The organism is Fusobacterium varium, from assembly GCA_021531615.1.
GTDB lineage: Bacteria > Fusobacteriota > Fusobacteriia > Fusobacteriales > Fusobacteriaceae > Fusobacterium_A > Fusobacterium_A varium_C.
This window is the reverse complement of sequence record JADYUE010000035.1, coordinates 1-23,349: the sequence shown is the minus strand read 5'-3', so window position 1 is coordinate 23,349 and position 23,349 is coordinate 1. Positions and strand designations below refer to the sequence as shown.

24 protein-coding genes are annotated in these 23,349 nt (G+C 29.5%); 6 read left to right on the top strand and 18 right to left on the bottom strand.

Annotated elements, in window-relative coordinates; all coding sequences use genetic code 11:
* Positions 1–179: 179 nt before the first annotated feature.
* The 7 genes from I6E31_09855 to I6E31_09825 form a co-directional block, all read right to left on the bottom strand.
* A complete protein-coding gene (locus I6E31_09855; protein ID MCF2640269.1) occupies positions 180–668 on the bottom strand; it encodes a spore maturation protein in 489 nt (162 codons plus the stop codon).
* A 65-nt stretch (positions 669–733) separates the two neighbouring features.
* On the bottom strand, positions 734–1,354 hold the full coding sequence (locus tag I6E31_09850) for a nucleoside recognition protein (GenBank protein MCF2640268.1): 621 nt from the start codon (positions 1,352–1,354) through the stop codon (positions 734–736).
* Positions 1,355–1,594: 240 nt separating this feature from the next.
* Entirely contained in the window at positions 1,595–2,857 is a 1,263-nt protein-coding gene (locus tag I6E31_09845; GenBank protein MCF2640267.1) for a uracil-xanthine permease, read from the bottom strand.
* Positions 2,858–2,911: 54 nt separating this feature from the next.
* Entirely contained in the window at positions 2,912–3,289 is a 378-nt protein-coding gene (locus I6E31_09840) for a thioesterase family protein (protein ID MCF2640266.1), read from the bottom strand.
* Positions 3,290–3,358: 69 nt separating this feature from the next.
* Positions 3,359–3,607: a hypothetical protein gene (locus tag I6E31_09835; protein ID MCF2640265.1), complete on the bottom strand. Its 249-nt coding sequence runs from the start codon at positions 3,605–3,607 to the stop codon at positions 3,359–3,361.
* A gap of 9 nt (positions 3,608–3,616) precedes the next feature.
* Positions 3,617–4,255, bottom strand: a complete 639-nt coding sequence (locus I6E31_09830; protein MCF2640264.1) for a thiamine diphosphokinase — start codon at positions 4,253–4,255, stop codon at positions 3,617–3,619.
* Positions 4,256–4,267: 12 nt separating this feature from the next.
* Entirely contained in the window at positions 4,268–5,092 is an 825-nt protein-coding gene (locus tag I6E31_09825; protein ID MCF2640263.1) for an endonuclease/exonuclease/phosphatase family protein, read from the bottom strand.
* A 161-nt stretch (positions 5,093–5,253) separates the two neighbouring features.
* Between I6E31_09825 and I6E31_09820 the strand changes: the two genes are divergently transcribed.
* The 4 genes from I6E31_09820 to I6E31_09805 all read left to right on the top strand — a co-directional run bounded on the left by I6E31_09820 (position 5,254) and on the right by I6E31_09805 (position 11,832).
* Complete coding sequence (locus I6E31_09820; GenBank protein ID MCF2640262.1) at positions 5,254–5,970, top strand: HAD family hydrolase; 717 nt, start codon at positions 5,254–5,256, stop codon at positions 5,968–5,970.
* Positions 5,971–6,037: 67 nt separating this feature from the next.
* A complete protein-coding gene (locus I6E31_09815; GenBank protein ID MCF2640261.1) occupies positions 6,038–6,370 on the top strand; it encodes a hypothetical protein in 333 nt (110 codons plus the stop codon).
* A 53-nt stretch (positions 6,371–6,423) separates the two neighbouring features.
* The gene (locus I6E31_09810) at positions 6,424–10,659 is read left to right on the top strand and encodes a 2-hydroxyacyl-CoA dehydratase (GenBank protein MCF2640260.1); all 4,236 of its coding nucleotides are present in this window, start codon (positions 6,424–6,426) and stop codon (positions 10,657–10,659) included.
* Between the two features lie 63 nt (positions 10,660–10,722).
* Positions 10,723–11,832 (top strand): alanine--glyoxylate aminotransferase family protein, encoded by a 1,110-nt coding sequence (locus I6E31_09805; protein ID MCF2640259.1) that lies wholly within the window; start codon positions 10,723–10,725, stop codon positions 11,830–11,832.
* A 120-nt stretch (positions 11,833–11,952) separates the two neighbouring features.
* Here the strand turns inward: I6E31_09805 and I6E31_09800 are convergent, their stop codons facing one another.
* The 6 genes from I6E31_09800 to I6E31_09775 all read right to left on the bottom strand — a co-directional run bounded on the left by I6E31_09800 (position 11,953) and on the right by I6E31_09775 (position 19,488).
* Positions 11,953–12,504: a toxin-antitoxin system YwqK family antitoxin gene (locus tag I6E31_09800; GenBank protein ID MCF2640258.1), complete on the bottom strand. Its 552-nt coding sequence runs from the start codon at positions 12,502–12,504 to the stop codon at positions 11,953–11,955.
* 155 nt (positions 12,505–12,659) lie between these two features.
* Positions 12,660–13,256, bottom strand: a complete 597-nt coding sequence (locus tag I6E31_09795; GenBank protein ID MCF2640257.1) for a hypothetical protein — start codon at positions 13,254–13,256, stop codon at positions 12,660–12,662.
* 417 nt (positions 13,257–13,673) lie between these two features.
* Entirely contained in the window at positions 13,674–14,555 is an 882-nt protein-coding gene (gene galU / locus I6E31_09790) for a UTP--glucose-1-phosphate uridylyltransferase GalU (GenBank protein MCF2640256.1), read from the bottom strand.
* A 22-nt stretch (positions 14,556–14,577) separates the two neighbouring features.
* Entirely contained in the window at positions 14,578–16,500 is a 1,923-nt protein-coding gene (gene metG, locus I6E31_09785; GenBank protein ID MCF2640255.1) for a methionine--tRNA ligase, read from the bottom strand.
* Positions 16,501–16,527: 27 nt separating this feature from the next.
* The gene (locus I6E31_09780; GenBank protein MCF2640254.1) at positions 16,528–17,169 is read right to left on the bottom strand and encodes a lysophospholipid acyltransferase family protein; all 642 of its coding nucleotides are present in this window, start codon (positions 17,167–17,169) and stop codon (positions 16,528–16,530) included.
* Between the two features lie 729 nt (positions 17,170–17,898).
* The gene (locus tag I6E31_09775) at positions 17,899–19,488 is read right to left on the bottom strand and encodes a DEAD/DEAH box helicase (GenBank protein MCF2640253.1); all 1,590 of its coding nucleotides are present in this window, start codon (positions 19,486–19,488) and stop codon (positions 17,899–17,901) included.
* A 425-nt stretch (positions 19,489–19,913) separates the two neighbouring features.
* On the opposite strand from I6E31_09775, the gene I6E31_09770 reads away from it, so the two are divergent.
* Together I6E31_09770 and I6E31_09765 are read left to right on the top strand one after the other, a co-directional pair.
* Positions 19,914–20,609 carry an AzlC family ABC transporter permease gene (locus I6E31_09770; GenBank protein ID MCF2640252.1) on the top strand — a complete coding sequence of 232 codons (696 nt, stop codon included), beginning with the start codon at positions 19,914–19,916 and terminating at the stop codon, positions 20,607–20,609.
* Positions 20,609–20,938, top strand: coding sequence for a branched-chain amino acid transporter permease (locus tag I6E31_09765; GenBank protein MCF2640251.1), 330 nt, complete (start codon positions 20,609–20,611; stop codon positions 20,936–20,938). Before I6E31_09770 ends, I6E31_09765 begins: the two co-directional genes overlap by 1 nt.
* A gap of 44 nt (positions 20,939–20,982) precedes the next feature.
* Here I6E31_09765 and I6E31_09760 read toward each other — a convergent pair whose 3' ends face one another.
* From I6E31_09760 to I6E31_09740, 5 genes are all read right to left on the bottom strand, one after another.
* Positions 20,983–21,756 carry a glucose 1-dehydrogenase gene (locus tag I6E31_09760; protein ID MCF2640250.1) on the bottom strand — a complete coding sequence of 258 codons (774 nt, stop codon included), beginning with the start codon at positions 21,754–21,756 and terminating at the stop codon, positions 20,983–20,985.
* A 193-nt stretch (positions 21,757–21,949) separates the two neighbouring features.
* The gene (locus tag I6E31_09755) at positions 21,950–22,267 is read right to left on the bottom strand and encodes a hypothetical protein (protein ID MCF2640249.1); all 318 of its coding nucleotides are present in this window, start codon (positions 22,265–22,267) and stop codon (positions 21,950–21,952) included.
* Positions 22,267–22,437: a hypothetical protein gene (locus tag I6E31_09750; protein ID MCF2640248.1), complete on the bottom strand. Its 171-nt coding sequence runs from the start codon at positions 22,435–22,437 to the stop codon at positions 22,267–22,269. Before I6E31_09750 ends, I6E31_09755 begins: the two co-directional genes overlap by 1 nt.
* Positions 22,438–22,441: 4 nt before the next feature.
* Positions 22,442–22,831 carry a M15 family metallopeptidase gene (locus I6E31_09745; protein MCF2640247.1) on the bottom strand — a complete coding sequence of 130 codons (390 nt, stop codon included), beginning with the start codon at positions 22,829–22,831 and terminating at the stop codon, positions 22,442–22,444.
* 41 nt (positions 22,832–22,872) lie between these two features.
* Positions 22,873–23,349 (bottom strand): hypothetical protein (locus tag I6E31_09740; protein MCF2640246.1); only part of this gene is annotated, 477 nt, incomplete at its 5' end.

The following is a 23,349-nucleotide window of genomic DNA, read 5'->3' as shown; positions in this document are numbered from 1 at the left end:
ATATTATATAATAGTACATATTTCAAGATTCTTATTATAAATATTTTATTTTTTAAACAGAATTATATTTGTATTTATTAAAATATATTTAACAAAAAATAAAAAAAGTTGGTGCAAATCAACAAAATATAGTCATTGATTTATACCAACTAAATATAACTTTTTTAATTGTATAGTTTTTACCCAAAAACAATATTAGAAACCCATACTGCTGTTAATAATCCTGCCACATCAGCAAGTAATCCAGCAGTAACTGCATGTCTTGTTTTTCTTATGCTTACTGCTCCAAAATATACTGCTAACACATAGAATGTTGTCTCTGTTGAACCACTCATTGTAGCTGCCATTCTTCCTATTAATGAATCTGCTCCATGTGTTTTCATCAAATCAACTAATATACCATTTGCTCCTCCACCTGATAGAGGTCTCATTATTGCTAATGGTAATACTTCTCCTGGCATTCCTATTTTTGATAATATTGGATCTAATATTTTTACCATCCAATCTATACTTCCTGAAGCTCTAAATATACCTATAGCCACTAACATAGCTACTAAAAATGGAATTATTCTTACTGCTGTTGTAAATCCTTCCTTTGCTCCTTCACAAAATACTTCATATACTTTTATTTTTTTTATTATTCCAGTCAATACTATTCCTAATATCATCACTGGTATTGCATATATTGAAATTTGATTCATTATTCCTGTAAATGTCATTGTTTATCCCCCTATTATTTAGTTTCCTCTTTTATTGTTGTAACTTTTTCTCTTTTATATTTTGGAAGTTTTTCAAGTAATTTACATGCTATTATTGCTACTGTTGTTGATACAGCTGTTGCAATTATTGTCGGTCCTATTATATCTGCAGGATTTGCCGCTCCTGCTGCTGATCTATATGCTATTGTACTTGAAGATATCAATGTTACAGATGAAGTGTTAATTGCTAAAAACATTACCATTGCATTTGATGCTTCCTCTTTATTTTCATTCAGATCTTGTAACTCTTGCATAGCTTTTATCCCTAATGGTGTTGCTGCATTTCCAAGTCCAAAAAAGTTTGCTGCCATATTTGCAACTATACTTCCCATTACTGGGTGATCTGCAGGTACTTCAGGGAATAATTTTACCATTATAGGTTTCATTAATAACCCCATACCTCTTACTATTCCAGCCTCTTCAGCTATCTTCATTAACCCTAACCACAATGCCATTACCCCAATTAATCCTAATGACAGTTCAACTGCTGTCTCTGCCCATTCAATAGCTGCTGTTGAAACTGCCTCTATATTTCCAGTCAGAGTTCCTACTATTATACCTATTATTATCATTCCACACCAAATATAGTTTATCATTTTTTTGCCTCCATCTTTTTGTTTATTACATATTATATATTCTATCAAATTATCCATTTTTTTCTATTCAACAAATTTATTTTTATTTTGTTCATATTTTTTATATTTTCACTAATAAAATCAAACGTTTTTTATATTTTCTTGTTCATATTTTGTGAAAAATAGTTATAAATAAAAAAGCTAAGTAAACTGATTATTTAATCATCAATCTACTTAGCTCAAAATTATAGTTATTTTTTATTAATCTAATTTTTTATTAATCATAAGCTCTCTATCTTTAGGTAATAATTTATTACAAAGAACTCCAACTAGTGCTGCTAGAGCAAGTCCTGATACAGAAACTGTTTTCCAAATAATAATATTATCTATTGCAATTCCAAATACAAATATTAATGAAGCAATTATTAGGTTTCTTGAATTAGAGAAATCTAATTTTGAATCTACCATTGTTCTTGCTCCAACTGAAGAGATCATTCCAAATAGTATAATTGATACTCCTCCCATTACAGGCTGAGGAATTGTTTGAAGAATAACTCCAAATTTACCTAAAAGTCCTAATACTATTGCATAACAAGCTGCTATTCTAAGAACAAATGGATCATAAATTTTAGTTACAGCTAAAACTCCTGTGTTCTCTCCATAAGTTGTATTTGCTGGTCCACCTAAGAATCCTGCTGCTATTGTTGCAAGTCCATCTCCCATAAGAGTTCTGTGTATTCCAGGATTTTTAAAGAAATCTTTTCCAACAACTGCTCCATTAGTAGTAATATCTCCTATATGCTCAATAAATACAACTAATGCTATTGGAGCTATTGCAAGTATTGCACTTAAAGATATTTTTGGCATTGTAAATAGATCTGAGGCAGCCTCATGAGAAAGCCCTATCCATTTTGCATTTAAAATAGGTTCAAAATCAACAAATCCCAACATTACTGATACTGCATATCCTAAAATAACTGATACAAGAATAGGAATTAATCTTAAAAATGATTTTTTCATAAGTGTTATAGTTATCATTGATAGAATAACAACTGAAGCAACTATTAAACTTTTAAGATCAAATTTACCATTTGCATATCCTGCCATACTTAAAGCAACTGGACTCATTCTAAATCCGATTACCATTATAATAGGTCCTGTTACTATTGGTGGAAAGAATGATTTAATTTTTTCAACTCCAAATATTTTTACTAAAATTGACATAATAATATAGATTATACCAGCAGCTACTACTCCACCTTTTATTGCAGCTATTCCCTCTTCTCTTAAAACTAAAGTTAAAGCCCCTATAAAAGCAAATGATGACCCTAAAAATACTGGAACAATCCCCTTAGTGCAAAAGTGAAATACTAATGTCCCTACTCCAGCAGCTATTAGTGCTATTGATGGGTTTAAACCTGTAAGAAAAGGTACAAGAACTGTTGCTCCAAACATAGCTAATACATGTTGTGCCCCTAGCAAAAGTTTTGTCTTTGTTCCAAGTTTTACCTCTTTTTCTTCCATTTCTCCTCCTTAAAATTTTATATATTTTAATACTTTAAAAAAAGGATAGCTTAACTATCCTTTTAATTTACCTAAGAATTTTTCCTCGTTAACTATAAATCTAGAATGTTCTCCCTCTCCAACAACATTCTCATTATGATATACTTTAACTGAAAAATCTAATCTTTTTCCATCTATTTTTTCTAAGGTAGAGATACATTTTAATCTATCTCCAACTAAATTAGCTTTTAAATGCTTTATATTAACAGATACTCCAACTGTTGTATCTCCCTCTTTCATATATTGTTGAGCCAGTTCAAAAGAAGTTTGCTCCATAAATGCTATTAACATTGGTGTTGAAAATACTTCTAATGCTCCTGAAGCAACTTTTGCTGCTGTTTCTTCTGCTTTTACTACCTTTTCAAGTGTTAATGTTATTCCCTCTTTTAACATACTTTCCTCCTAAGTTACACAATATATCTTGAAAATTATACTATATACTTCTTACTTTGTCAACTATTGTTATTTTCTTTTTTTCAATTCTAAAGTTCTTCCTCTCAAAAGAAGATAACCTACTGCAAGAAAAAAATATGATACATACACCCCTATTAAGCTTTTTTTAACTTTAAAATAATCAAAAGTCTTATAACCTATTTTAAGTATTCCTATGATATATTTATCATCAGATTCCTTTGTTGAACTTAAAAGAAGTATTCCTAAGTAAGTTATCCCTATTATAGCTAAAATAATTGCTCCCCAAATTTTTATCATAAGCCCCTCCTAAATCTCTTCATTTAAGATTATTCCCATAAGTTTTCCAGTAGAAAAACTAACTTCACACCTTTCTTCTACTGCTATATTACTCATACATATGGAATCCCCTTGATGGAGAGTATATTTATTCAAAGGATATTTAAATCCTTTTAGTGTCAACCCCTCTATCTTTTCAGAAAATGGAACAAATGATATAGTTTTTCCCTTTGCTCCTTCTATTTTCTTCTCTTTTTCTATTGAAAAAATCTTCTCTTTCTCTGTTAAAAATATTGTATTTTTAAATTTAAAAATTAGATTTAGATTTGTAAGGGCATGATCTATTCTTCCCCCTAGTCCTCCAATTATTCTAATCTCATCGTACCCTTTATCTATCAAATATTGTAATACAAGTTCTCCATCTGTAAAATCTTTATCTTTAGGAAATCTTTTTATTACTACATTATTTATACTATATTTCTCTAAGATTTCCTCTGAAACAGAATCCAAATCTCCCCAAATTTCTAATGGAAGTATTCCTAACTTTTCTAAATGTAAGGCACCTCCATCTGCACAATATATATCTCCCTTTTCTTTTAAAAGAAGATCTTTAAAATACTCAACTCTTCCTTCTAGTTCACCATTAAAAAAAACATATGCTATCTTCATTATTACCTCTTATCAATCATCATCTTTCTCAGTTTCTACTACTATAAAGATAGGAAGATGATCTGATACCCTTTCTTTCATCTCTCTAAAATTATCATTTGTAAAATCTAAAGCTCCACTTTTACCATTAAATTCTCCAGTATATATCTTCGATATAAACATATTATCATATGAGCTAGCTAAGCTATCTTTTCCCAAAGTTGTTTTTATAGTTGGATTTAAAACATAAGTAATCTTATCCTTATGTAAAATCAATTTATCAAAAGCTTCATCAAAAGCTGAAAGATTAAAATCTCCTGCTAAAATAATATCATTCTCTTTAGGATCTAAATCTTGAAAATAATCGTAAACCTCATTTAATCTAAATGCCTCAGCTCTCCTTAAAGCTTCACTTTTTCCAAATATTGAGTGGGCTAAAACAAAGGTAAAATCAAATTCTCCTATTTTAAAATCAGCCCCATAAGGTTGTCTTGAAAATCTTTTATCACTATCTTTATAATAACCTCTATCCTTTAAAAAAGTTACTTTATCCTTTCTCCAAACATAAGCAAAATATTCTTTATAGCTATTTTTCCCTACAGGATATGGAGAGATATGATAATCCCATTCAGCTTTAGAAACTTTCTCTAAATTATCAACTAACTCCTCTACTCCCTCTTTATTCATAACTTCTATCAAGCCAACTATATCAAAATTCTCCAAGATTTGTGAAACATAAACATAATCTTTTTTATTTCTTCCTAGTCTCAATGTATTGAATGAAGCAATATATCCTTCTTGTGCAAAAATTGTTACAGTGATTATTAAATAAACTAATGCCAATCTAATTTTTTTCATCATTCACACACCTTTTTATATTTTATTCTATATTATAATCATTTTACCACAGAACTGTGCTTTTTAAAATCTGGAAAATTGACTTTTTTTTATTTTTGCTCTATAATTTCTTAGATATAACTGCTTTAATATACTTTACTAACTTATAGGAGGTTAATACAATGATTGCTGCATTTTTTGATATAGATGGAACTATTTATAGAAACTCATTACTAACTGAACACTTTAAAAAATTAATTAAATATGAACTTTTAGATTTTAGTGAATATGATAAAAGGGTAAAAGAGGCTTATAAACTTTGGGACAATAGAGTAGGGGATTATGATAAATACCTTGAAGATCTTACTTTAACTTATGTTGATGCTATAAAAGGACTTCCTACTCAATACAATGATTTTGTTGCTCATCAAGTTGTAGAATTAAAAGGAAACAGAGTTTACTCTTATACTAGAAAGATGATTCAATGGCACAAAGAACAGGGACACCTTGTTATCTTTATATCTGGAAGTCCAGATTTCCTTGTTTCTCGTATGGCTAAAAAATGGGGGGCAGATGATTTTTGTGGCTCTATTTATCATGTAAAAGATGGTGCCCTATCTGGAGAGATTTCACCTATGTGGGATTCAGTTAATAAGATGAAATCTATAGATATGTTTTGTAAAAAATATAATATTGATTTAAAAGAGAGCTATGCTTATGGAGATACTCATGGAGATTACAGTATGCTTATGCTTACTGGACACCCAAGAGCTATAAATCCTAGTTTTGAACTTTTAAATAGTATCAAAGAGAACAAAGAGTTAAAAGAAAAAACTGAGATTATCATTGAAAGAAAAGATGTTATTTATAAAGTTACTGCTGATGTTGAAACATTATAATAATGGTTAAAGGAGGGGAGTATAGTAAGAATTTTCTCTTACTTATACAAGAAAATTGAGGATGAAATTGTCACTTTTTATAATTTCATTTATGCTAATGTTTTTTACTTCTAATTTTACTTCAGTAAAAAAAGCTCCCATCCTCACTGATAATCCTAATATGGTATTTATTTTAGGAAATAGTGGAGAGGGAACAAAGGAATATAATTTTTCAAAATTGAATAAAATTGAACCTTTTGTTGAAGAGGAAGTTTTAAACGATCTTATCCCTATTTTTTTAGAAAAAATAGAAGAGATAATAGTAAAGGAAGTTGAAGAGGTTATATCTTACCCAGAAACTGAGATTTCAATATCCTATAATATACTTGAGCGGTATCGCTGCCGACTTCTATTAATTTAATAATTCCTTCATTTTTATAAAGTTAATATTTATTAAATTTGAAGGAGAGAAAAATGAAAAAATTTTATGTTGGAATTGATGTAGGATCTACTACTATAAAAATAGTATGTTTAAATGAAGAGAACTCAATAATATATTCTATTTACCAAAGACACCTATCAAATGTTAGGGAAACTGCTAAAACAATGTTTGATAGCTTTTTAAAAGAGCTAAAAGAAAAATATGGGAATGATATTCAATGTAAAGTGAGCATTACAGGTTCTAGTGGAATGGGAATTGCATCTTGGATAGATTTAGACTTTGTACAAGAGGTTATAGCATGTATAAAATCTATTGAAACTTTTATTCCTGAAACTGATGTAGCTATTGAACTTGGTGGAGAAGATGCTAAAATTACATTTTTAAAAAATGATATGGATCAAAGAATGAATGGAAGCTGTGCTGGAGGTACTGGAGCTTTTATTGATCAAATAGCAAGTTTATTAAATACAGATGCCTCTGGATTAAATGAATTGGCTAAAGGCTTTGATACAATCTACCCTATCGCTGCTAGATGTGGTGTTTTTGCTAAAACAGATATTCAACCTTTGATCAATGAAGGGGTAAAAAAAGAAAATATTGCTGTTTCTGTTTTACAAGCTGTTGTTAATCAAACTATAACAGGATTAGCATGTGGAAAGAAAATAACTGGAAAAGTTGCTTTTCTAGGAGGTCCACTTTTCTTTTTAAGTGAACTTAGAAATAGATTTATTGATACTTTAAAACTTACTAATGAAGATATAATTTTTCCTGAAAATTCACAACTTTTTGTAGCTCAAGGGGCTGCACTACTGTCTAAAGAAAATTCTAATTTCTTTACAGTTGAGGAATTAGAGAAAAAATTTCAACGTCTTAATGAAAAAGACACTTCAGATACTACAAGATTGCAACCTCTTTTTAAAGATGAAGAGGAGTTAAAAGAGTTTTATACAAGGCATGAAAAAGAAAAAATTGATGCAGTTGATCTAACTACATATAAAGGTAATGCTTATTTAGGAATTGATGCTGGATCAACAACTATAAAAGTTGTACTTATATCTGAAAATAGTGAAATTCTATACTCTCACTACTCTCACAATAAAGGAAATCCTTTAGAAAATATAATTACCACTTTAAAAGAATTGTATTCAAAACTTTCAAAGGATATCACTATTAAAAGTTCATGTGTCACTGGATATGGAGAGGCTTTGATTAAAGCAGCTTTAAAAGTAGATATTGGAGTTGTTGAAACTATGGCTCACTATAAGGGAGCTCAATTTTTCCAACCTAATGTTGACTTTATCTTAGACATTGGTGGACAAGATATGAAATGTTTAAAAATAGAAGATGGAGTTATTACCTCTATACTTTTAAATGAGGCTTGTTCTTCTGGTTGTGGATCTTTCTTAGAAACTTTTGCTAACTCTTTAGGAATGGATATTATTGAGTTTTCTAAAAAAGGTTTAGAGGCTAAAGCTCCTGCTGATTTAGGAACTAGATGTACAGTATTTATGAACTCAAAGGTAAAACAAGCTCAAAAAGATGGAGTTGAAGTAGGAGATATCTCTGCTGGACTTTCATACTCTGTTGTTAAAAATACTCTTTTTAAGGTTATAAAGATTAAAAATAAAGAGGAACTTGGAAAATATATAGTTGTTCAAGGAGGAACTTTCCTGAATGATTGTGTATTAAGAGCCTTTGAATTAGTTTCAGATAGAGATGTAATCAGACCTAATATAGCTGGACTTATGGGGGCTTTTGGAGCTGCCCTTATTGCAAAAGAGGAAAATATTGAAAAATCTACCCTTTTAAATTTGGACGAGTTAAATGATTTCTATTGTACTACTAATCTTACAAGATGCAAAATGTGTACTAACCATTGTCTTTTAACTATTCATAAATTTAAAGATGGAGAAAGGTTTATATCTGGTAACAGATGTGACAATCCTCTTGGAAAATTGAAAAAAAATTCAGCTCCAAATATGTATGAATACAAATATAATAGATTATTTAGCTATGTTCCTTTAGAGCCTTCTCAAGCACCTAGAGGAGAGATAGGGATTCCTAGAGTTTTAAATATCTATGATTCATACCCATTCTGGTTTACTCTTTTAACAGCTTTAGGATTTAGAGTAGTAATTTCAGATGATTCTTCTAAAAAACTTTATGAAAAGGGAATAGACACTATTACATCTGATTCAATCTGCTATCCAGCTAAATTAGTACATGGACATATTATAAATCTTATTGAAAAGGGAATAAAAAGAATATTCTATCCTTGTGTTATCTTTGAAGAAAAAGAGGATAAAAACTCTCAAAATCAATTTAATTGTCCTATAGTTATGTCTTATCCTGAAGTTATTAAAAATAACTTAGATATATTAAAAGAAAAACATATTGATCTTATGATACCTTTCTTCTCTTTTGAAAGTAAAGAGATTTTGAAAAAAACTATCTTAGAGGAGTTTGAAAAATTTGATATTTCTGAAGAAGAGGTACAAAATGCCCTTGATTTAGCTTGGGAAGAGAGATTAAACTTTAGAAAAGATCTAAAAAATAAAGCTTTAGAAATCATCAAAGATTTAGAAAAAACTGGTAAAACAGGGGTAGTTTTATGTGGTAGACCATACCATTGTGATAAAGAGATTCACTATGGTATCCCTAATATTATCAACTCTTTTGGAATAGCTGTTCTTACTGGAGATGCTGTTGCAAGTATCTCTTCATTAAATGAAGAGTTAAGAGTTGTAGATCAATGGACGTACCATTCAAGATTGTACAGGGCTGCTGCTTATGTTGGAAAAAGTAATTGTCTTGAACTTATTGAACTAAACAGTTTTAGCTGTGGTATTGATGCTGTTACAACTGATCAAGTTGCTGAAATTCTTGCTAATCATGGAAAGGTACATACTCTATTAAAAATAGATGAGATTAGCAACCTTGGAGCAGTAAAAATAAGAATTAGAAGTTTATTAGCTGCTCTAGATTATAAGAAAAAAGTATTAAAGAAAAGTATAAAGAAAAAAATAGAATACAAGAAAGCTAAATTTACAAAAAATATGAAAAAAGATTATACTATCCTTGCCCCACAAATGGCACCTATGCACTTTAACCTTATAAGTGTAGCATTTAAACAAGAGGGATATAATCTAGAGATACTTCCTGAAACTAAAGAGGCTTTAGATTATGGGTTACAATATGTAAATAATGATGCTTGTTACCCTTCTATTCTTGTTATTGGAGAGTTAATATCAGCTTTGAAATCTGGCAAATATGATCTAAATAAAACAGCTGTTATGATCTCTCAAACTGGAGGAAGTTGCCGTGCTACTAACTATTTAGGTTTTCTAAAGAAAGCTATAAAAGATAGTGGATTTGAAAAAGTACCAATCCTGTCTTTAAATGCTAATGGTTTTGAAAAACAAGAGGGATTTAAAATTACCCCTGCTCTTGCACACAGATGTTTATTAGCTGTTTCATATGGAGATATTTTAATGAAACTACTATATCATACACGTCCATATGAGATTAATAAGGGAGAAAGCGAAAAACTGTATAATACTTGGAATGAAAGGGTAAAAATCAATATTCAAAATGGTAGTTTCTTTGAGTATAAAAGAAATATAACTAATATTATTGAAGATTTTTCAAATATAAAAACTTCTTCAGAAAAAAAAGTAAAAGTTGGTATAGTTGGAGAAATTCTTGTTAAATTTAGTCCTTTTGCCAATAATCATCTTGCTGAATTTATTGAAAATGAAGGTGGGGAAGTTTACACTTCTAGCTTGATGAATTTTATAAAATATTGTATATTTAGTGATATCTTCATCAATGAAAGATTTAAAGGAAAATTATCAGCTCTTAAACTAAAAATTACCCTTTGGATAATTGACAGATACACTAAGGTAATTGACAATGCTTTAAGAAAAAATAAAAAGTTTGGAAATGATGAATCTATTGAAACTTTGGCTAAGAAAACTTCTAAATATATCTCAATAGGTAACCAATCTGGAGAAGGATGGTTCTTAATGGGAGAGATGATTGAATTTATTGAAAAGGGAGTTCCCAATATAGTTTGTGTTCAACCTTTTGGTTGTCTACCTAATCATATTACTGGAAAGGGAATGATAAAAAAATTAAGAGAAGAATACTCAGATAAATTTGTAAATATCGCTCCTATTGACTATGATCCTGCTTATTCTGAAGTTAACCAATTAAATAGAATCAAGCTTATGTTATCTGTTGCTAAAAAAAATCTTAAAAATTCTTAAAATCATCTATTAAATTGTGATATAATAAAACAAGTAGTTTTTTTATTTTTGGAGGTGGCTATATTGTATAAAGCAAATTATTTAATGATGACTCCTGGACCTACAATGGTTAGAGAAAATGTATTAAGAGGAAGAGCAAGTTTCTTTGGAAACCCTGATCTTGATCCTAATTTTTTTGTTTTTTATGATGAACTTTGTAAAAAAACTGGAAAACTTTTTGGTGCTGAAAAAGCTCAAACTATCATTATGAACGGAGAGGGAATGCTTGGACTTGACAGTGCTTGTGCTTCTCTTACTGAACCTGGAGATAATGTTTTAGTTCTTTCTAATGGAATCTTTGGTGAAGGATTTAAAGGATTAGTTGAAAATTATGGAGGTAATGTTACTCTTTTTGAAACTGATCTTCAAAAAGCTTTTGAAATTGATAAATTAAGAGTATTCCTTGAAAAAAATAGAAACTTTAAATATGCTACTCTTGTTCATTGTGATACTCCTTCTGGTGTTTTAAATAATATTGAAACTATTTGTAAGCTATTAAAATCTGTAGGTATATTGACAGTTGTAGATACAGTATCTGCTGTTGGTGCAACTCGTATATCTGTTGATGAATGGGGAATTGATATAGCTCTTGGAGGATCTCAAAAAGCTATCTCTGCTCCTTCTGGATTAACTATTATGACTATAAGTGATGATGCTTGGAAGGTAATTTTAAATAGAAAATCTCCTATTCCTTCTTTCTACTGCAATCTATCACTTTGGAAAAACTGTGTTAAGGAAAAACTATTCCCTTACACTATGCCTGTAAGTGATTTAATGGCTTTTGATGTTGCTATTGACAATATCTATAAAGAGGGTATTGATAATGTTATTTCAAGACATTATACAGCTGCTGAATATGTTAGAACAAGATTAATGGATATGGGAGTTGAGCTTTATCTTAAATCTGGATACTCTCCAACTGTTACAGCATTCTATCCACCTGAAGGAATTAGTTGTAAAGAGATTCTTGATTATATGTTTGATAACTTTGAAGTTATGCTTGCAGATTCATACTCTTATCTAAATCAAAAAGTTATTAGATTAGGACATATGGGAGAAAATGCTCGTTTCTACAGACTTGACTACACATTAAAATCTCTTGAAAAAACTTTAAGAGCTTTAAGAAATAAATAGAAGAAAAGGCTGTTCAAATAATTTTTGAGCAGCTTTTTTTATACATGAGAACCTGTTTCTCCAAATTAAAAAGCTGTCTGTTTTTTAATTTCAGACAGCTTTAAACTAATTTTGAGTCTCCTATTTAAATTGTTCTACACCATTTACATATGTGCATTCTTTTACTAATTTACCTTCTGCATCATATTCTTTGTATTCTCCGTCAAGTTTTCCATTTTCTCCATAATTACATTTTATGTATAGAACACCATTAGAGAAATACTCTTTATATGGTCCAAACATAGCTCCATTTTTAATATTTACATCTACTTTCTTTTGTCCATTTGGAAAATATTTAATATTTTTTGTTGTAGTTGAATTATTTACATGTTCAGCTGATTTTTTAACTTTTCCATTTGGATAGTATTCTTCAAATAAACCTACTATTTCTCCATCTACTAAATGACGAATTGAACTTAATTTTCCATCGCTATAGAAAGTTTCATAAACTCCATGTATATTTCCATTCTTATAGAATTTTCTTGTTTCAACTTGTCCATTCATATAATATGATTTATATTCTCCCTCTCTGACACCATTCACATAATTTTTTTCCTCTTGAATTCTTCCATTGTCGTATGTTTTAACCCATAGTCCTTCTTTTTTTCCATCTTTATTGTGCTGATTAGTCATGATAGATTCCCCCTTTGAAAAAGTAATGATGTGTGGTTACTATTAGTATACATCATTATCTTTAATAAATAAAGATGTTAATTAAAATTTTTTCTATTTTAATAACTTTTTTTCAATTTCACTATAAAAAATCTCAAATTTTAACATATTTTTCATCAAATTGTATTGATTATTTTTTCTATTTTATTATTCATATTTTTATATAATTCACTTCTAGTACTAGCATTTTTATTAAAAATAGCTCTATAAATTGTATATGCAGCTAGTGTTGAACCAATTTCTGAGGCATGTTTATCATCTTTAAAATATAGTTCTATATCTGGATGTTCATCTTTAAACTCCCACCACACTAATCCCACTGGTGCAACTAAAACATTTAATTTTTTTGCTAGATTTATATAAGCATCACTCATAGACTTTTGTTTTTCTCTCTCTGATTTTATTGTCCATGGCATATATAAAACTATTTTTGAATCTGTTCTATCTATATATTTTTTTATAGCCTCTACTGAACTATTTAAAGTTTGCTCATCAAATCCACCTTGAAGATGTTGTAAAACTATATAATCATAATTCCCATAAAGAATATTAAATCTTACTTCTGGTTCTTTTTGATGAAAATCTAGCCCCTTGTAACCACGAGCAAGCATTGTTACATCAACATCTATACTATTTTCTTGACAAATTAATTTGAAAATATATGGCATATCATTAAAATATGTGTGACTATTACCTATAAATAATACTTTCATCTTTTACCTCCTATTTAAATTGAATCGACTCTCTAATACAAAAACTATAAATTTATCATTCTAATAAAAAGTAAAAATATTATTATCCCTAACATCAAGTTGGCGTAATTTGGAAGTGAATATTAGAAGCCCTTAGCGAAATGTAGTTAAGAAAATGCAACGTGTTTGAGCGAAGCTTGCGGAGCGAGTTTTGCATTTTCAACGGAATGAGCTATAGGGATTCTTTATTCACTGACATGGAGACAACTTGATGTTAAAAAATATAAGTTTTGTTAACGTTAAGGATCACAGAAACTTCATTTCTGCGTCTCAAAAGTAGTAGTCGTTTGCACTCCTCTACTTTTGGAAATTATAATTTAAATAATTAATATAAAAGGAGCTGAACAAACTAATAGTTTGAACAGCCCCAAAATATTTTTAATCTAATTTTAAATCATTTTTTAAATAGTTTAAAAGTTCCTCTTTTGTTTCATCATTTCTTAAACCAAATTCAATATTAGCCTTTAAAAGTCCAAACTTATTCCCTATATCATATCTTTTTCCTTTAAAGTCATAAGCAAGTACCTTTTCTCCTGCTTTCATCATATCTAATATTGCATCTGTCAATTGAATCTCTCCACCTTTTCCAGGTTTTACCTCTTCAAGATATTTAAATATCTTTCCATCAAGAAGGTATCTTCCAAGACAAGCATATCTTGAAGGAGCTTCTTCAACTGCTGGTTTTTCTATAAAGTCATCTATCTCACAAGTATCATTATCAAGATATTGAGTAGGTTTTACAACTCCATATTTTGAAACATCTTTTTGAGCTACCTCTTGACATCCAACTATACTAGATCCATATTTTTCATATACATCTATCATTTGCTTTGCCACAGGATACTCATCGTTATAAACAATATCATCTCCAAGAGCTATTACAAAAGGATCATCTCCAATGAAAGGTTTTGCTTTTAAAATTGCATGTCCTAATCCTTTTGGATGATTTTGTCTAACATAAAAGATATTTGCCATATCTGATATATTTTCTATCTTTTCAAGAAGTTCATTCTTTCCATCTTTTTTTAAAGTGCTTTCAACTTCATAAGAATAGTCAAAGTGATCCTCTATTGAGTTTTTATTTCTTCCAGTTACAATAACAATATCCTTTATTCCTGATTGCACAAGCTCCTCTACAATATATTGTAATGAAGGCTTATCAACTATTACTAGCATCTCTTTAGGTTGAGCTTTAGTTGCTGGTAAAACTCTAGTTCCTAATCCAGCTGCTGGTATTACTGCCTTAGTAACTTTTCTCATAAATTTCCCCTCCATATTAAAATTATTTAGCTTTTGATCCTGTTGCTACCTCTTTAGCTACTTCAACAAGTCTAAGTCCATTTTTATCCTCTGTACTTAAAAGCATTCCTTGAGAGATCTCTCCTCTTAATTTAACTGGTTTAAGATTTGTTATAGCTAATACTTTCTTACCAACTAATTTTTCTGGCTCTGGATAAGCTTTAGCAATTCCTGAAACTATTTGTCTTGCATGATCTCCAAGGCTAACTTTAAATTTAAGAAGTTTATCTGCTCCCTTAATCTTTCCAGCTTCTAAGATTTCTACTACTTGTATTTTTAATTTATCAAATTCAGATATATCAATTGCATTTTCTATTACTAAATCAGGATTGATTGCCATAGGATCAACTTTTGGTTCTAATGCTTCAAGATCAAGTCTTGGGAATATAGGTTCTGCATTTCCTAATACATGTCCTGCTGGTAATAGATCCCAACCTTCAACATCACTTACTAAAGCATTTCTTACCTCTTTTTCAACTCCTAATTGATTCCAGATTTTTTGAGCTGATTCAGGCATATATGGATAAATCATTACTGCAACTTTATAAAGTCCATTTACTAAATGGTTCATTACTACTGCTAATCTATCTTTTTTAGCTTCATCTTTAGCAAGAGCCCAAGGCATAGTCTCATCAATATATTTATTTAATCTTGAGATAAATTTCCAAATTCCTTCAAGAGCTTTTGAGAATTGAACTATATCCATTTGCTCATTTACCTCTTTTAAAGTTTCATTCCATAGATTTTCTATCTCATCATCAAAACTATCTCTTTCAGTTCCTGAAGTTATAACCCCACCAAAATATTTTTTATACATTCCTAAAGTTCTGTTTAATAGGTTTCCTAAATCATTTGCTAAATCTGAATTGATTCTAGTTACTACTGATTTTGTAGAGTAGTCTCCATCATTTCCAAATTGAACTTCTCTTAATAGGCAATATCTAAAAGCATCTACACCATATTTTTTTGTCTCTGCTATTGGATCTACAACGTTTCCTTTAGATTTAGACATTTTTTCACCTTCAGAAGTCCACCAACCATGAGCTACTATATTATCTGGAAGTTTAATTCCAGCAGAAAGTAACATACAAGGCCAAATAATAGCATGGAATCTTACTATATCTTTTCCTAATAAGTGAACTACATGTCCATTTGTCCAGTATTTTTCAAACTTTTCTGGATCATTTTCATATCCTGTTGCTGTTAGATAGTTTGTTAAAGCATCAAACCAAACATAAGTAATATGTCCTGGAGCAAATTCAATAGGGATTCCCCATTCAAATGTATTTCTTGAAATAGAAAGATCTTGTAATCCTTGTTTAATAAAAGATATAACTTCATTTCTTCTTGAACGAGGTAATATAAAATCAGGATGAGATTCTATATGTGCTAATAGAGCATCTTGATATTTTGACATTTTAAAGAAGTATGATTCTTCCTTTACTACTCTAAGTTCTTTTCCACAATCTGGACAATGGTTTCCATTTACTATTTGATTTTCAGGTACGAAAGTTTCACATGAAACACAGTATTTTCCTGAATATTCTCCTTTATATATATCTCCATTTTCATAAACTTTTTTTAATATCTTCTTTACTGCATCTTTATGTCTTGATTCAGTTGTTCTAATAAAATCAGTATATTCTATGTTTAAAGCTTTCCACATTTCAACAAACTTAGGAGCCATAATATCTGTCCATTGTTGAGGTGTGTAACCTTTCATTTTAGCTGTTTCTTCAACTTTTTGTCCATGTTCATCTGTTCCAGTTAAAAAGAAAACATCATACCCCATTGTTTTTTTATATCTAGCTAGTACATCAGCTGCTATTGTTGTGTAGGCACTTCCTACATGTGGATCCCCATTTACATAATAAATAGGTGTTGTTACATAAAAACTTTTATTCATCTATTCTCTCCTTCTACTAGACAATTATTAAAAATATTTTTCTGCTTCTCTGTCTAGTTCATTAAGTTTATTTTTTAATAATTCACAATATATATCTATATCTGCATCTTTAGGAATTTCTATGGGATCACCCATTAAAAATACCATTGTTGTAAAAGGTTTAGGAAATTGAAACTTATCCCAAGCTTTTTTAAATATCCATTTATCTTTATAGGCTCCACCTATTGGAACTATATATTTTCTTCCCTTTTGAGCTAAATATATCATTCCAGGTTTAACTTCATAGATAGGTCCCTTAGGTCCATCTACTGGAGTTCCTATACTATACCCTTGCTTCATCAATCTTATTAAAGATATTAAACTTGAAGTTGAGTTTTTATCTGAAGAACCTCTTACCATATGAAATCCCATTTTTTCTAAAGGAACAGAGATTAACTCTCCATCCTTTGATGGACTAGCAAGAACTGCTCTTTTCTCTATATAATCAAGACATAGACTTGGAATTACAAGCTTATTATGCCAAAAAGCAAAAATATAACTTTCTTCATTCTCTTTTACCTTATCATTCCTTATTAATTTAACTTTTAGTGTCTTTCCAACTAATTTTAGCAGATAATAAAGTATTAAGCCATATCTTCTATATTTTTTTGTTTCTTTTTCTCCGCTCATAATTTCTCCTAAAATTATTATAATTATACTCTATAATTATAGCACATCCATCCTATTTTAAAAAGTGACTTTTAATTAAATTTAATCTATATTTCTTTTTTCAATATTCAAATTTTTAAACTATAATTTATCTAGCTAAGTTCATTTTTTCTTGTATATCGTTAGTTTTTGACAAAGTGCCTTTGCATTAGTGATTATTAGTCAATTTAAGTTATCTCTATTTCTTTTAAATATCAGCTAAATTCCATGTCAAAGAATAAAGAGAGAGTAATACTCATCTGACTAAAATTCCAAAACTTGACTTCGTCTTCAAACACGTCGGAATTTTTAGCGTCAGATTTCGCAACTCTCTCTAATATTCTTCTCCAAATTCCATTTTAGCTGATATTTGATAAAGTGATGATTTTATCCCTAACATCAAGTTGACGTAATTCGGAAATGAATATTAGAAGCCCTCAGCGAAATGCAGTTAAGAAAATGCAACGTGTTTGAGGCATAGCCGAGTTTTGCATTTTCAACGTAATAAGCCTAGGGATTCTTTATTCACTGACATGGAGACAACTTGATGTTAAAAAATATAAGTTTTGTTAACGTTAAGGATCACAGAAACTTCGTTTCTGCGTCTCAAAAGTAGTAGTCGTTTACACTCCTCTACTTTTGAAAATTATATTTTACATTAAAAAAGCTAGTATTAAACTAAACTTATTAGTTAATACTAGCTCATCTATCTTATTTTTCTTTTTTATCTTTAGCTTTTGCCTTTTCAATTAGAGGTTTCTTTCCTCTCTTATCTTGTTTAAATGCTTCTATAATCTCTTCTGCTTCACGGAATGGAACAGACATGAAAGAGAAATTATCATAAACTTCTACATTCTTCAATTTTCTCTCATCAATTCTTGTTTTTCTATTTACAAGTTCAACTAATTTTTTAGGAGTCATATCATTTTTTCTTCCAAGAGCAACAAACAGTCTTACTTTTCCCGTTTTTTCTAATGGAGCTGCATTAATCTCATTGTAACTATTTTCATCTAACTCATCTTCATATGAATTTTTTAATAGAGCTGCTACAATATCCACAGGATCTTCTCCAGCTAGAAGCTCTTTAGCAAGTGATTTAAAGTTATCAAAGTTTCCATCAGCTAAAATTTGTTGTAACTCTTCCATCAATCTAAATTTCTTAGCTTGAATTACATCTTTTACTCCAGGAATTCTCTCTTTTCTAATTTCAGTTTTTACTATTTTTTGAATTTGTAAAAGTCTTCTATACTCTTGAGGTGTTATAAATGTGATTGCAGTTCCCTCTTTTCCTGCTCTTCCTGTTCTTCCTATTCTATGAACATAGCTTTCAGCTTCTTGTGGAATAGCATAGTTTATTACATGTGATAGATCATTTACATCTATTCCTCTAGCTGCTACGTCTGTTGCTACAAGAACATTTATTTTTCTTGCTTTAAATCTCTTTAATGTAACCTCTCTATAATTTTGACTGATATCTCCATGAAGCCCTTCTGCATCATATCCTCTATCATTCAATTTTCCTACTACATCATTTACATCATTTTTAGTTCTACAGAAAACAATTCCATAGAAATCTCTTGTTAAATCAATTATTCTACAAAGAGCCTCAAATTTATCTCTTTCATGAACTTCAAAATATATTTGATCTGTTAAGTCTGTTGTAAGTTCTCTTGTTTTTACAGCTAATACTTCATAATCTTTCATATGTTTTTTAGCTATTTTCATTATCTCATTAGGCATTGTAGCAGAGAAGAAAAGCATTCTCTTATCTTCGTTTGTAGATTCAAGTATTTTTTCTACATCTTCAACAAATCCCATATTTAACATCTCATCTGCTTCATCTAAAATAAAATATTTAAGATTATCTAATTTTATTAGTTTTCTATCCATTAAGTCCATAACTCTTCCAGGAGTTCCTACAATTATATCTGTTCCTTTTTTTAATTGTTTTATTTGGAACTCGATAGATTGTCCCCCATAAACTGGAGTTATTCTGATTTTCTTCCCACTTGCAAGACTATTCATCTCTTCTGCCACTTGTAGAGCTAACTCTCTTGTTGGAGCTAAAACAATAGCTTGTATACTTTTTGAAGATTCAAATCTTTCTAATATAGGTAAAGAAAAAGCAGCTGTTTTTCCTGTTCCTGTTTGAGCTTGTCCTATTATATCCTTTTCTCCATTTAATAATGCTGGTATTGTAAGAGCTTGTATAGGAGTTGGAGTTTCATATCCTTTCTTTGAAAGAGCCTTTAAAGTTTTATCACTTAGTCCTAATTTTCTAAATTCTTCTAATTTTTCCATTCTTCACTTCCTTATTTAAATTATTTTATTTCATCATAATCACACTGCTTTATATTGTGTCCTATAACAAAAATTTCTTTGTAGCATTATAGGATTTTCTCTGTTCTTTTCTCACATATACATTTAACGGTGTGTCAAAAATAAAATATATTCAAATGTAATTCTCTTCAAAGAAACCTATCTTAACTACTCAAAAATATATTATACTATACTTTTCAAGAAATTGTAAGTTTTATTTTTATTTTAGGATATATATTTTTATTTTTCATATAAAAGTACATATTTGTTCTAATTAATTACATAAATTCAGTTAATAAATTTCATCTTTAATTTTTCCAATTAATTGATATTTTTAACTTGATTTTATTAAAAAAATATTATATAATCCCTTGGATATAATAAAATTTTAATACTTAGGAGGAAAAATGAATACAAAAACAGTCGCTTTTAAAGCTGCCCTTCCTCATACTATTCCTATTTGTGCTGGTTTTACTTTTCTAGGATTAGCATATGGAATATATATGAGTAAAATGGGGTTCTCTTTTATCTATCCTTTTCTTATGGCAGTAACTATCTTTGCTGGATCTATGGAATTTATTACAGCCAATCTTTTAGTTAGTGCCTTTGATCCTATAAATGCTTTTATTTTAGCTTTAATGGTCAATGCTAGACATCTTTTTTATGGACTATCAATGTTAGAAAAATATCATGGAACTGGTAAAAAAAGATTTTTTTTGATTTTTGGAATGTGTGATGAGTCTTTTTCAATTAACTGTACAACTCCTATTCCTAAAAATGTTGATAAAGGTTGGTTCATGTTCTTTGTAACACTAATGAATTATCTTTATTGGGCTATTGGAGCTGCTTTAGGTGGTATTTTAGGAAAATTTATAACTTTTAGTACTGAGGGAATTGATTTTGTTATGACTGCACTTTTTGTTGTAATCTTTTTAACTCAATGGGATTCACAAAAAAATCATACTCCTGCTCTTATTGGACTTGGAGCTTCTGTTTTAGCTCTACTCATATTTAAAGGAGAGAATTTTATTATCCCTTCTATGATACTGATTTTAATCTCTCTAACATCTGTTAGAAAAAAACTTGAAAAGGAGGATAAATAATGACTATTACACAAGAGATATTAACTGTTGGAGCTGTTGTATTAGGAACTATGACAACTAGATTTTTACCTTTTATTATCTTTCCAGCTAATAAACCTATTCCAAAATATATTCAATATTTAGGTAGAGTTCTTCCTTTTTCTGTTATTGGAATGCTAATTATCTATTGTCTAAAAGATGTTTCTTTTATAACTAATCCATTTGCTTTACCAGAAATTATAGCTATTCTTGGTATAGTAACTTTACACAAATGGCAACATAGTATGCTACTTTCAATATCTGGTGGAACTATTCTATATATGTTACTTGTTCAATTTATTTTTAATTAAAAATACAAAAGAGGCTGCTAAAAAATTAACAGCCTCTCTTTTTATTAATCTAATTCTTGAGTTCCACCACCATTTACAAAGATAACTTGTCCACTTGTCCAACTTGAAGCAGGACTAGCAAAATATAGAACTGCATCAGCTATATCCTCAGCTTCTCCCAATCTTTTTATAGGTGTTTTAGCCAACATCTTTTGCTCTATCTCTGGTGTTAATACTGTTCCTAAAGCTCTTGTTCTAATTGCTCCAGGTCCAATAGCATTTACTCTTATTTCTGGTCCTAAATCATAAGCTGCATATTTTGTTAATTGATTGATAGCAGCCTTAGAGCTTCCATATACACTCATATTATGACTTACCATATTACTCGCCATAGAACTAATATTTATAATAGAACCATATCCGTCTTTTCTCATATGTGGAGCACATAGTTTCATCAATGTAAATACACTAAATACATTTAATTTATAGATAAAAGTGATGTAATCTAAAGTTAACTCTTCTAACTTTTCTTTTCCACCACCTCCACCTCCAGCATTATTTACAAGGATATTAACCTTTCCAAATTGTTTTACAGTTTCATCTACTAAAGCTTTCATATCCTCTTCAACAGTTACATTACATTTAACAGCTAGTCCCTCTGCTCCTAACTCTTTTATCATAACAACTGTTTCTTGAGCCTTTTCCAAATCCAAGTCACTACAAACTACAGTTGCTCCAGCTTGAGCTAATTTCAAAGCAGAAGCTCTACCTATTCCATCTCCAGCTCCTGTAATTATAGCTACTTTTCCTTTTAGATTATATTGTTCTGATATTTTCATAGAAATCATCTCCTATAATTTTATCCTATATATTATATTTACAATGAAAACTGCCCTTTTCTTTTATTTTTTATAGAATAAACCTACTCCGTCCCCTAGTGTCTATTAGTAATTTTAAAAGTATTACTTGCATAGATCTTTTATATCCTAATAAATTATAACATTATTCATAATAAAAATAAATTGCTTTTTTTTAATTAGTAAAAACTTTTTCTCTAATATATTTTAAATCTTCTTTTAGATCTGCTTTCATTTCTTTTAAGCCCTCTTTAAATTCAGCATCTCTTTTATCCATGTTTTCTTTGATTTCTTTTAAAGATTCTTTAATTTCATCATCTCTTTTGTCACTATCTTCTTTTAATTTTGTAATTTCTTTATAGAATTCTTTTCTAACATTTTCTAAGTTTTTCATTAAAAATTTATGATAAGCAAATATTCCTCCAATAGCAGATGCTATTACTCCAGTAATAGCTACTGCTACTGAAATTATTGAACTCAACTCAGCACTCACTAGACATCACCATGAGTCTTATTAAATACTTCCTCATATATTTGATCATCAACTTTACTATCTGTTCTTTTTACAAGTTCGCCTAATAAAATCACAATTATTTTTTCAATAGCTATTGTTCCAAAATATTTGCAAATAAAGTACTTTAAAAATTTTATAACAACATTCATTAATCTATTCCCCCTTAGCTAATTCGATATGTGGATTATCCTTAAAAGATTTCCAATTGGCTCCAAATACTATATTTATATGTAAATTTGCTGCTGCTGTTCTAAATGCTTTATAAACTTTTTCCCATCTAGGATCGTTTACCTTATCAGTGTTTTTCCATCCAACATAATATACATCAATCGCTCTTCCTAACTGATGCTTAGATTTTTTATTGATTCCATCTAATTGACTAGCACCTGCTTTATAATATTCTTGTTGTTTTGCTGTTGATCTAAGACCTTCATTAACAAAAAAGTCTTGTTCAGATATAGCAAGAGCATATCCTGCTAACATTACTAATTTTTCATTAACACCTTTTAAGTTATCTCTGGTTCTTTTACTTGCTTTATTCATGATAAACCTCCCTATGATAAATTACGACCTCGTAATTTTAGTTATACGAGGTTTTTAAAACACTTAACGACACATAATTCATCTACTTTATTTATAAAGCTTTCTTTAGATAATAAAATGTCTGGACTAGCAGATTTAAGTTGTGCTTCAACAAGGAATATTGTTTGTACAAATGTTGCCCCTGCTATTCTCAAATGTTTCAAATCTTCTAAAGACATTTCAACTACATCGTGATCATTAAAGCTCCAATGACTCACAGGAGTTTTTGAATATACTTGAGCATCTTCATTAGCTGCTATTGCATTACCTAAAAGTGCTAGGTCTTTTTCTCTACACTTTTGTTGATGAGAGTTAAAATCAAATCCTACTTCCAATATTTCAGCTTTAAATTTATTTATCATATCAAAGTAGTGTTCTTTTATTTCCTTTTGAGTTGCTCTCTCTTCCCAAATTTTAAGTTCTTTATTCCATTTAGGAACTACTAAATCAATAGGCATAACAACTGATTTTATCTCTTC

What these genes read in the sequence shown, in the direction of transcription:
- metG (MCF2640255.1), bottom strand. Translation starts at nt 16,500, where the DNA reads ATGAATAAAAGTTTTTATGTAACAACACCTATTTATTATGTAAATGGG.
- I6E31_09850 (MCF2640268.1), bottom strand. Translation starts at nt 1,354, where the DNA reads ATGATAAACTATATTTGGTGTGGAATGATAATAATAGGTATAATAGTA.
- I6E31_09845 (MCF2640267.1), bottom strand. Translation starts at nt 2,857, where the DNA reads ATGGAAGAAAAAGAGGTAAAACTTGGAACAAAGACAAAACTTTTGCTA.
- I6E31_09810 (MCF2640260.1), top strand. Translation starts at nt 6,424, where the DNA reads ATGAAAAAATTTTATGTTGGAATTGATGTAGGATCTACTACTATAAAA.
- I6E31_09765 (MCF2640251.1), top strand. Translation starts at nt 20,609, where the DNA reads ATGACTATTACACAAGAGATATTAACTGTTGGAGCTGTTGTATTAGGA.
- I6E31_09760 (MCF2640250.1), bottom strand. Translation starts at nt 21,756, where the DNA reads ATGAAAATATCAGAACAATATAATCTAAAAGGAAAAGTAGCTATAATT.
- I6E31_09795 (MCF2640257.1), bottom strand. Translation starts at nt 13,256, where the DNA reads ATGAAAGTATTATTTATAGGTAATAGTCACACATATTTTAATGATATG.
- galU (MCF2640256.1), bottom strand. Translation starts at nt 14,555, where the DNA reads ATGAGAAAAGTTACTAAGGCAGTAATACCAGCAGCTGGATTAGGAACT.
- I6E31_09750 (MCF2640248.1), bottom strand. Translation starts at nt 22,437, where the DNA reads ATGAATGTTGTTATAAAATTTTTAAAGTACTTTATTTGCAAATATTTT.
- I6E31_09770 (MCF2640252.1), top strand. Translation starts at nt 19,914, where the DNA reads ATGAATACAAAAACAGTCGCTTTTAAAGCTGCCCTTCCTCATACTATT.
- I6E31_09830 (MCF2640264.1), bottom strand. Translation starts at nt 4,255, where the DNA reads ATGAAGATAGCATATGTTTTTTTTAATGGTGAACTAGAAGGAAGAGTT.
- I6E31_09745 (MCF2640247.1), bottom strand. Translation starts at nt 22,831, where the DNA reads ATGAATAAAGCAAGTAAAAGAACCAGAGATAACTTAAAAGGTGTTAAT.
- I6E31_09835 (MCF2640265.1), bottom strand. Translation starts at nt 3,607, where the DNA reads ATGATAAAAATTTGGGGAGCAATTATTTTAGCTATAATAGGGATAACT.
- I6E31_09855 (MCF2640269.1), bottom strand. Translation starts at nt 668, where the DNA reads ATGATATTAGGAATAGTATTGACTGGAATAATAAAAAAAATAAAAGTA.
- I6E31_09825 (MCF2640263.1), bottom strand. Translation starts at nt 5,092, where the DNA reads ATGAAAAAAATTAGATTGGCATTAGTTTATTTAATAATCACTGTAACA.
- I6E31_09820 (MCF2640262.1), top strand. Translation starts at nt 5,254, where the DNA reads ATGATTGCTGCATTTTTTGATATAGATGGAACTATTTATAGAAACTCA.
- I6E31_09840 (MCF2640266.1), bottom strand. Translation starts at nt 3,289, where the DNA reads ATGTTAAAAGAGGGAATAACATTAACACTTGAAAAGGTAGTAAAAGCA.
- I6E31_09800 (MCF2640258.1), bottom strand. Translation starts at nt 12,504, where the DNA reads ATGACTAATCAGCACAATAAAGATGGAAAAAAAGAAGGACTATGGGTT.
- I6E31_09775 (MCF2640253.1), bottom strand. Translation starts at nt 19,488, where the DNA reads ATGGAAAAATTAGAAGAATTTAGAAAATTAGGACTAAGTGATAAAACT.
- I6E31_09780 (MCF2640254.1), bottom strand. Translation starts at nt 17,169, where the DNA reads ATGAGCGGAGAAAAAGAAACAAAAAAATATAGAAGATATGGCTTAATA.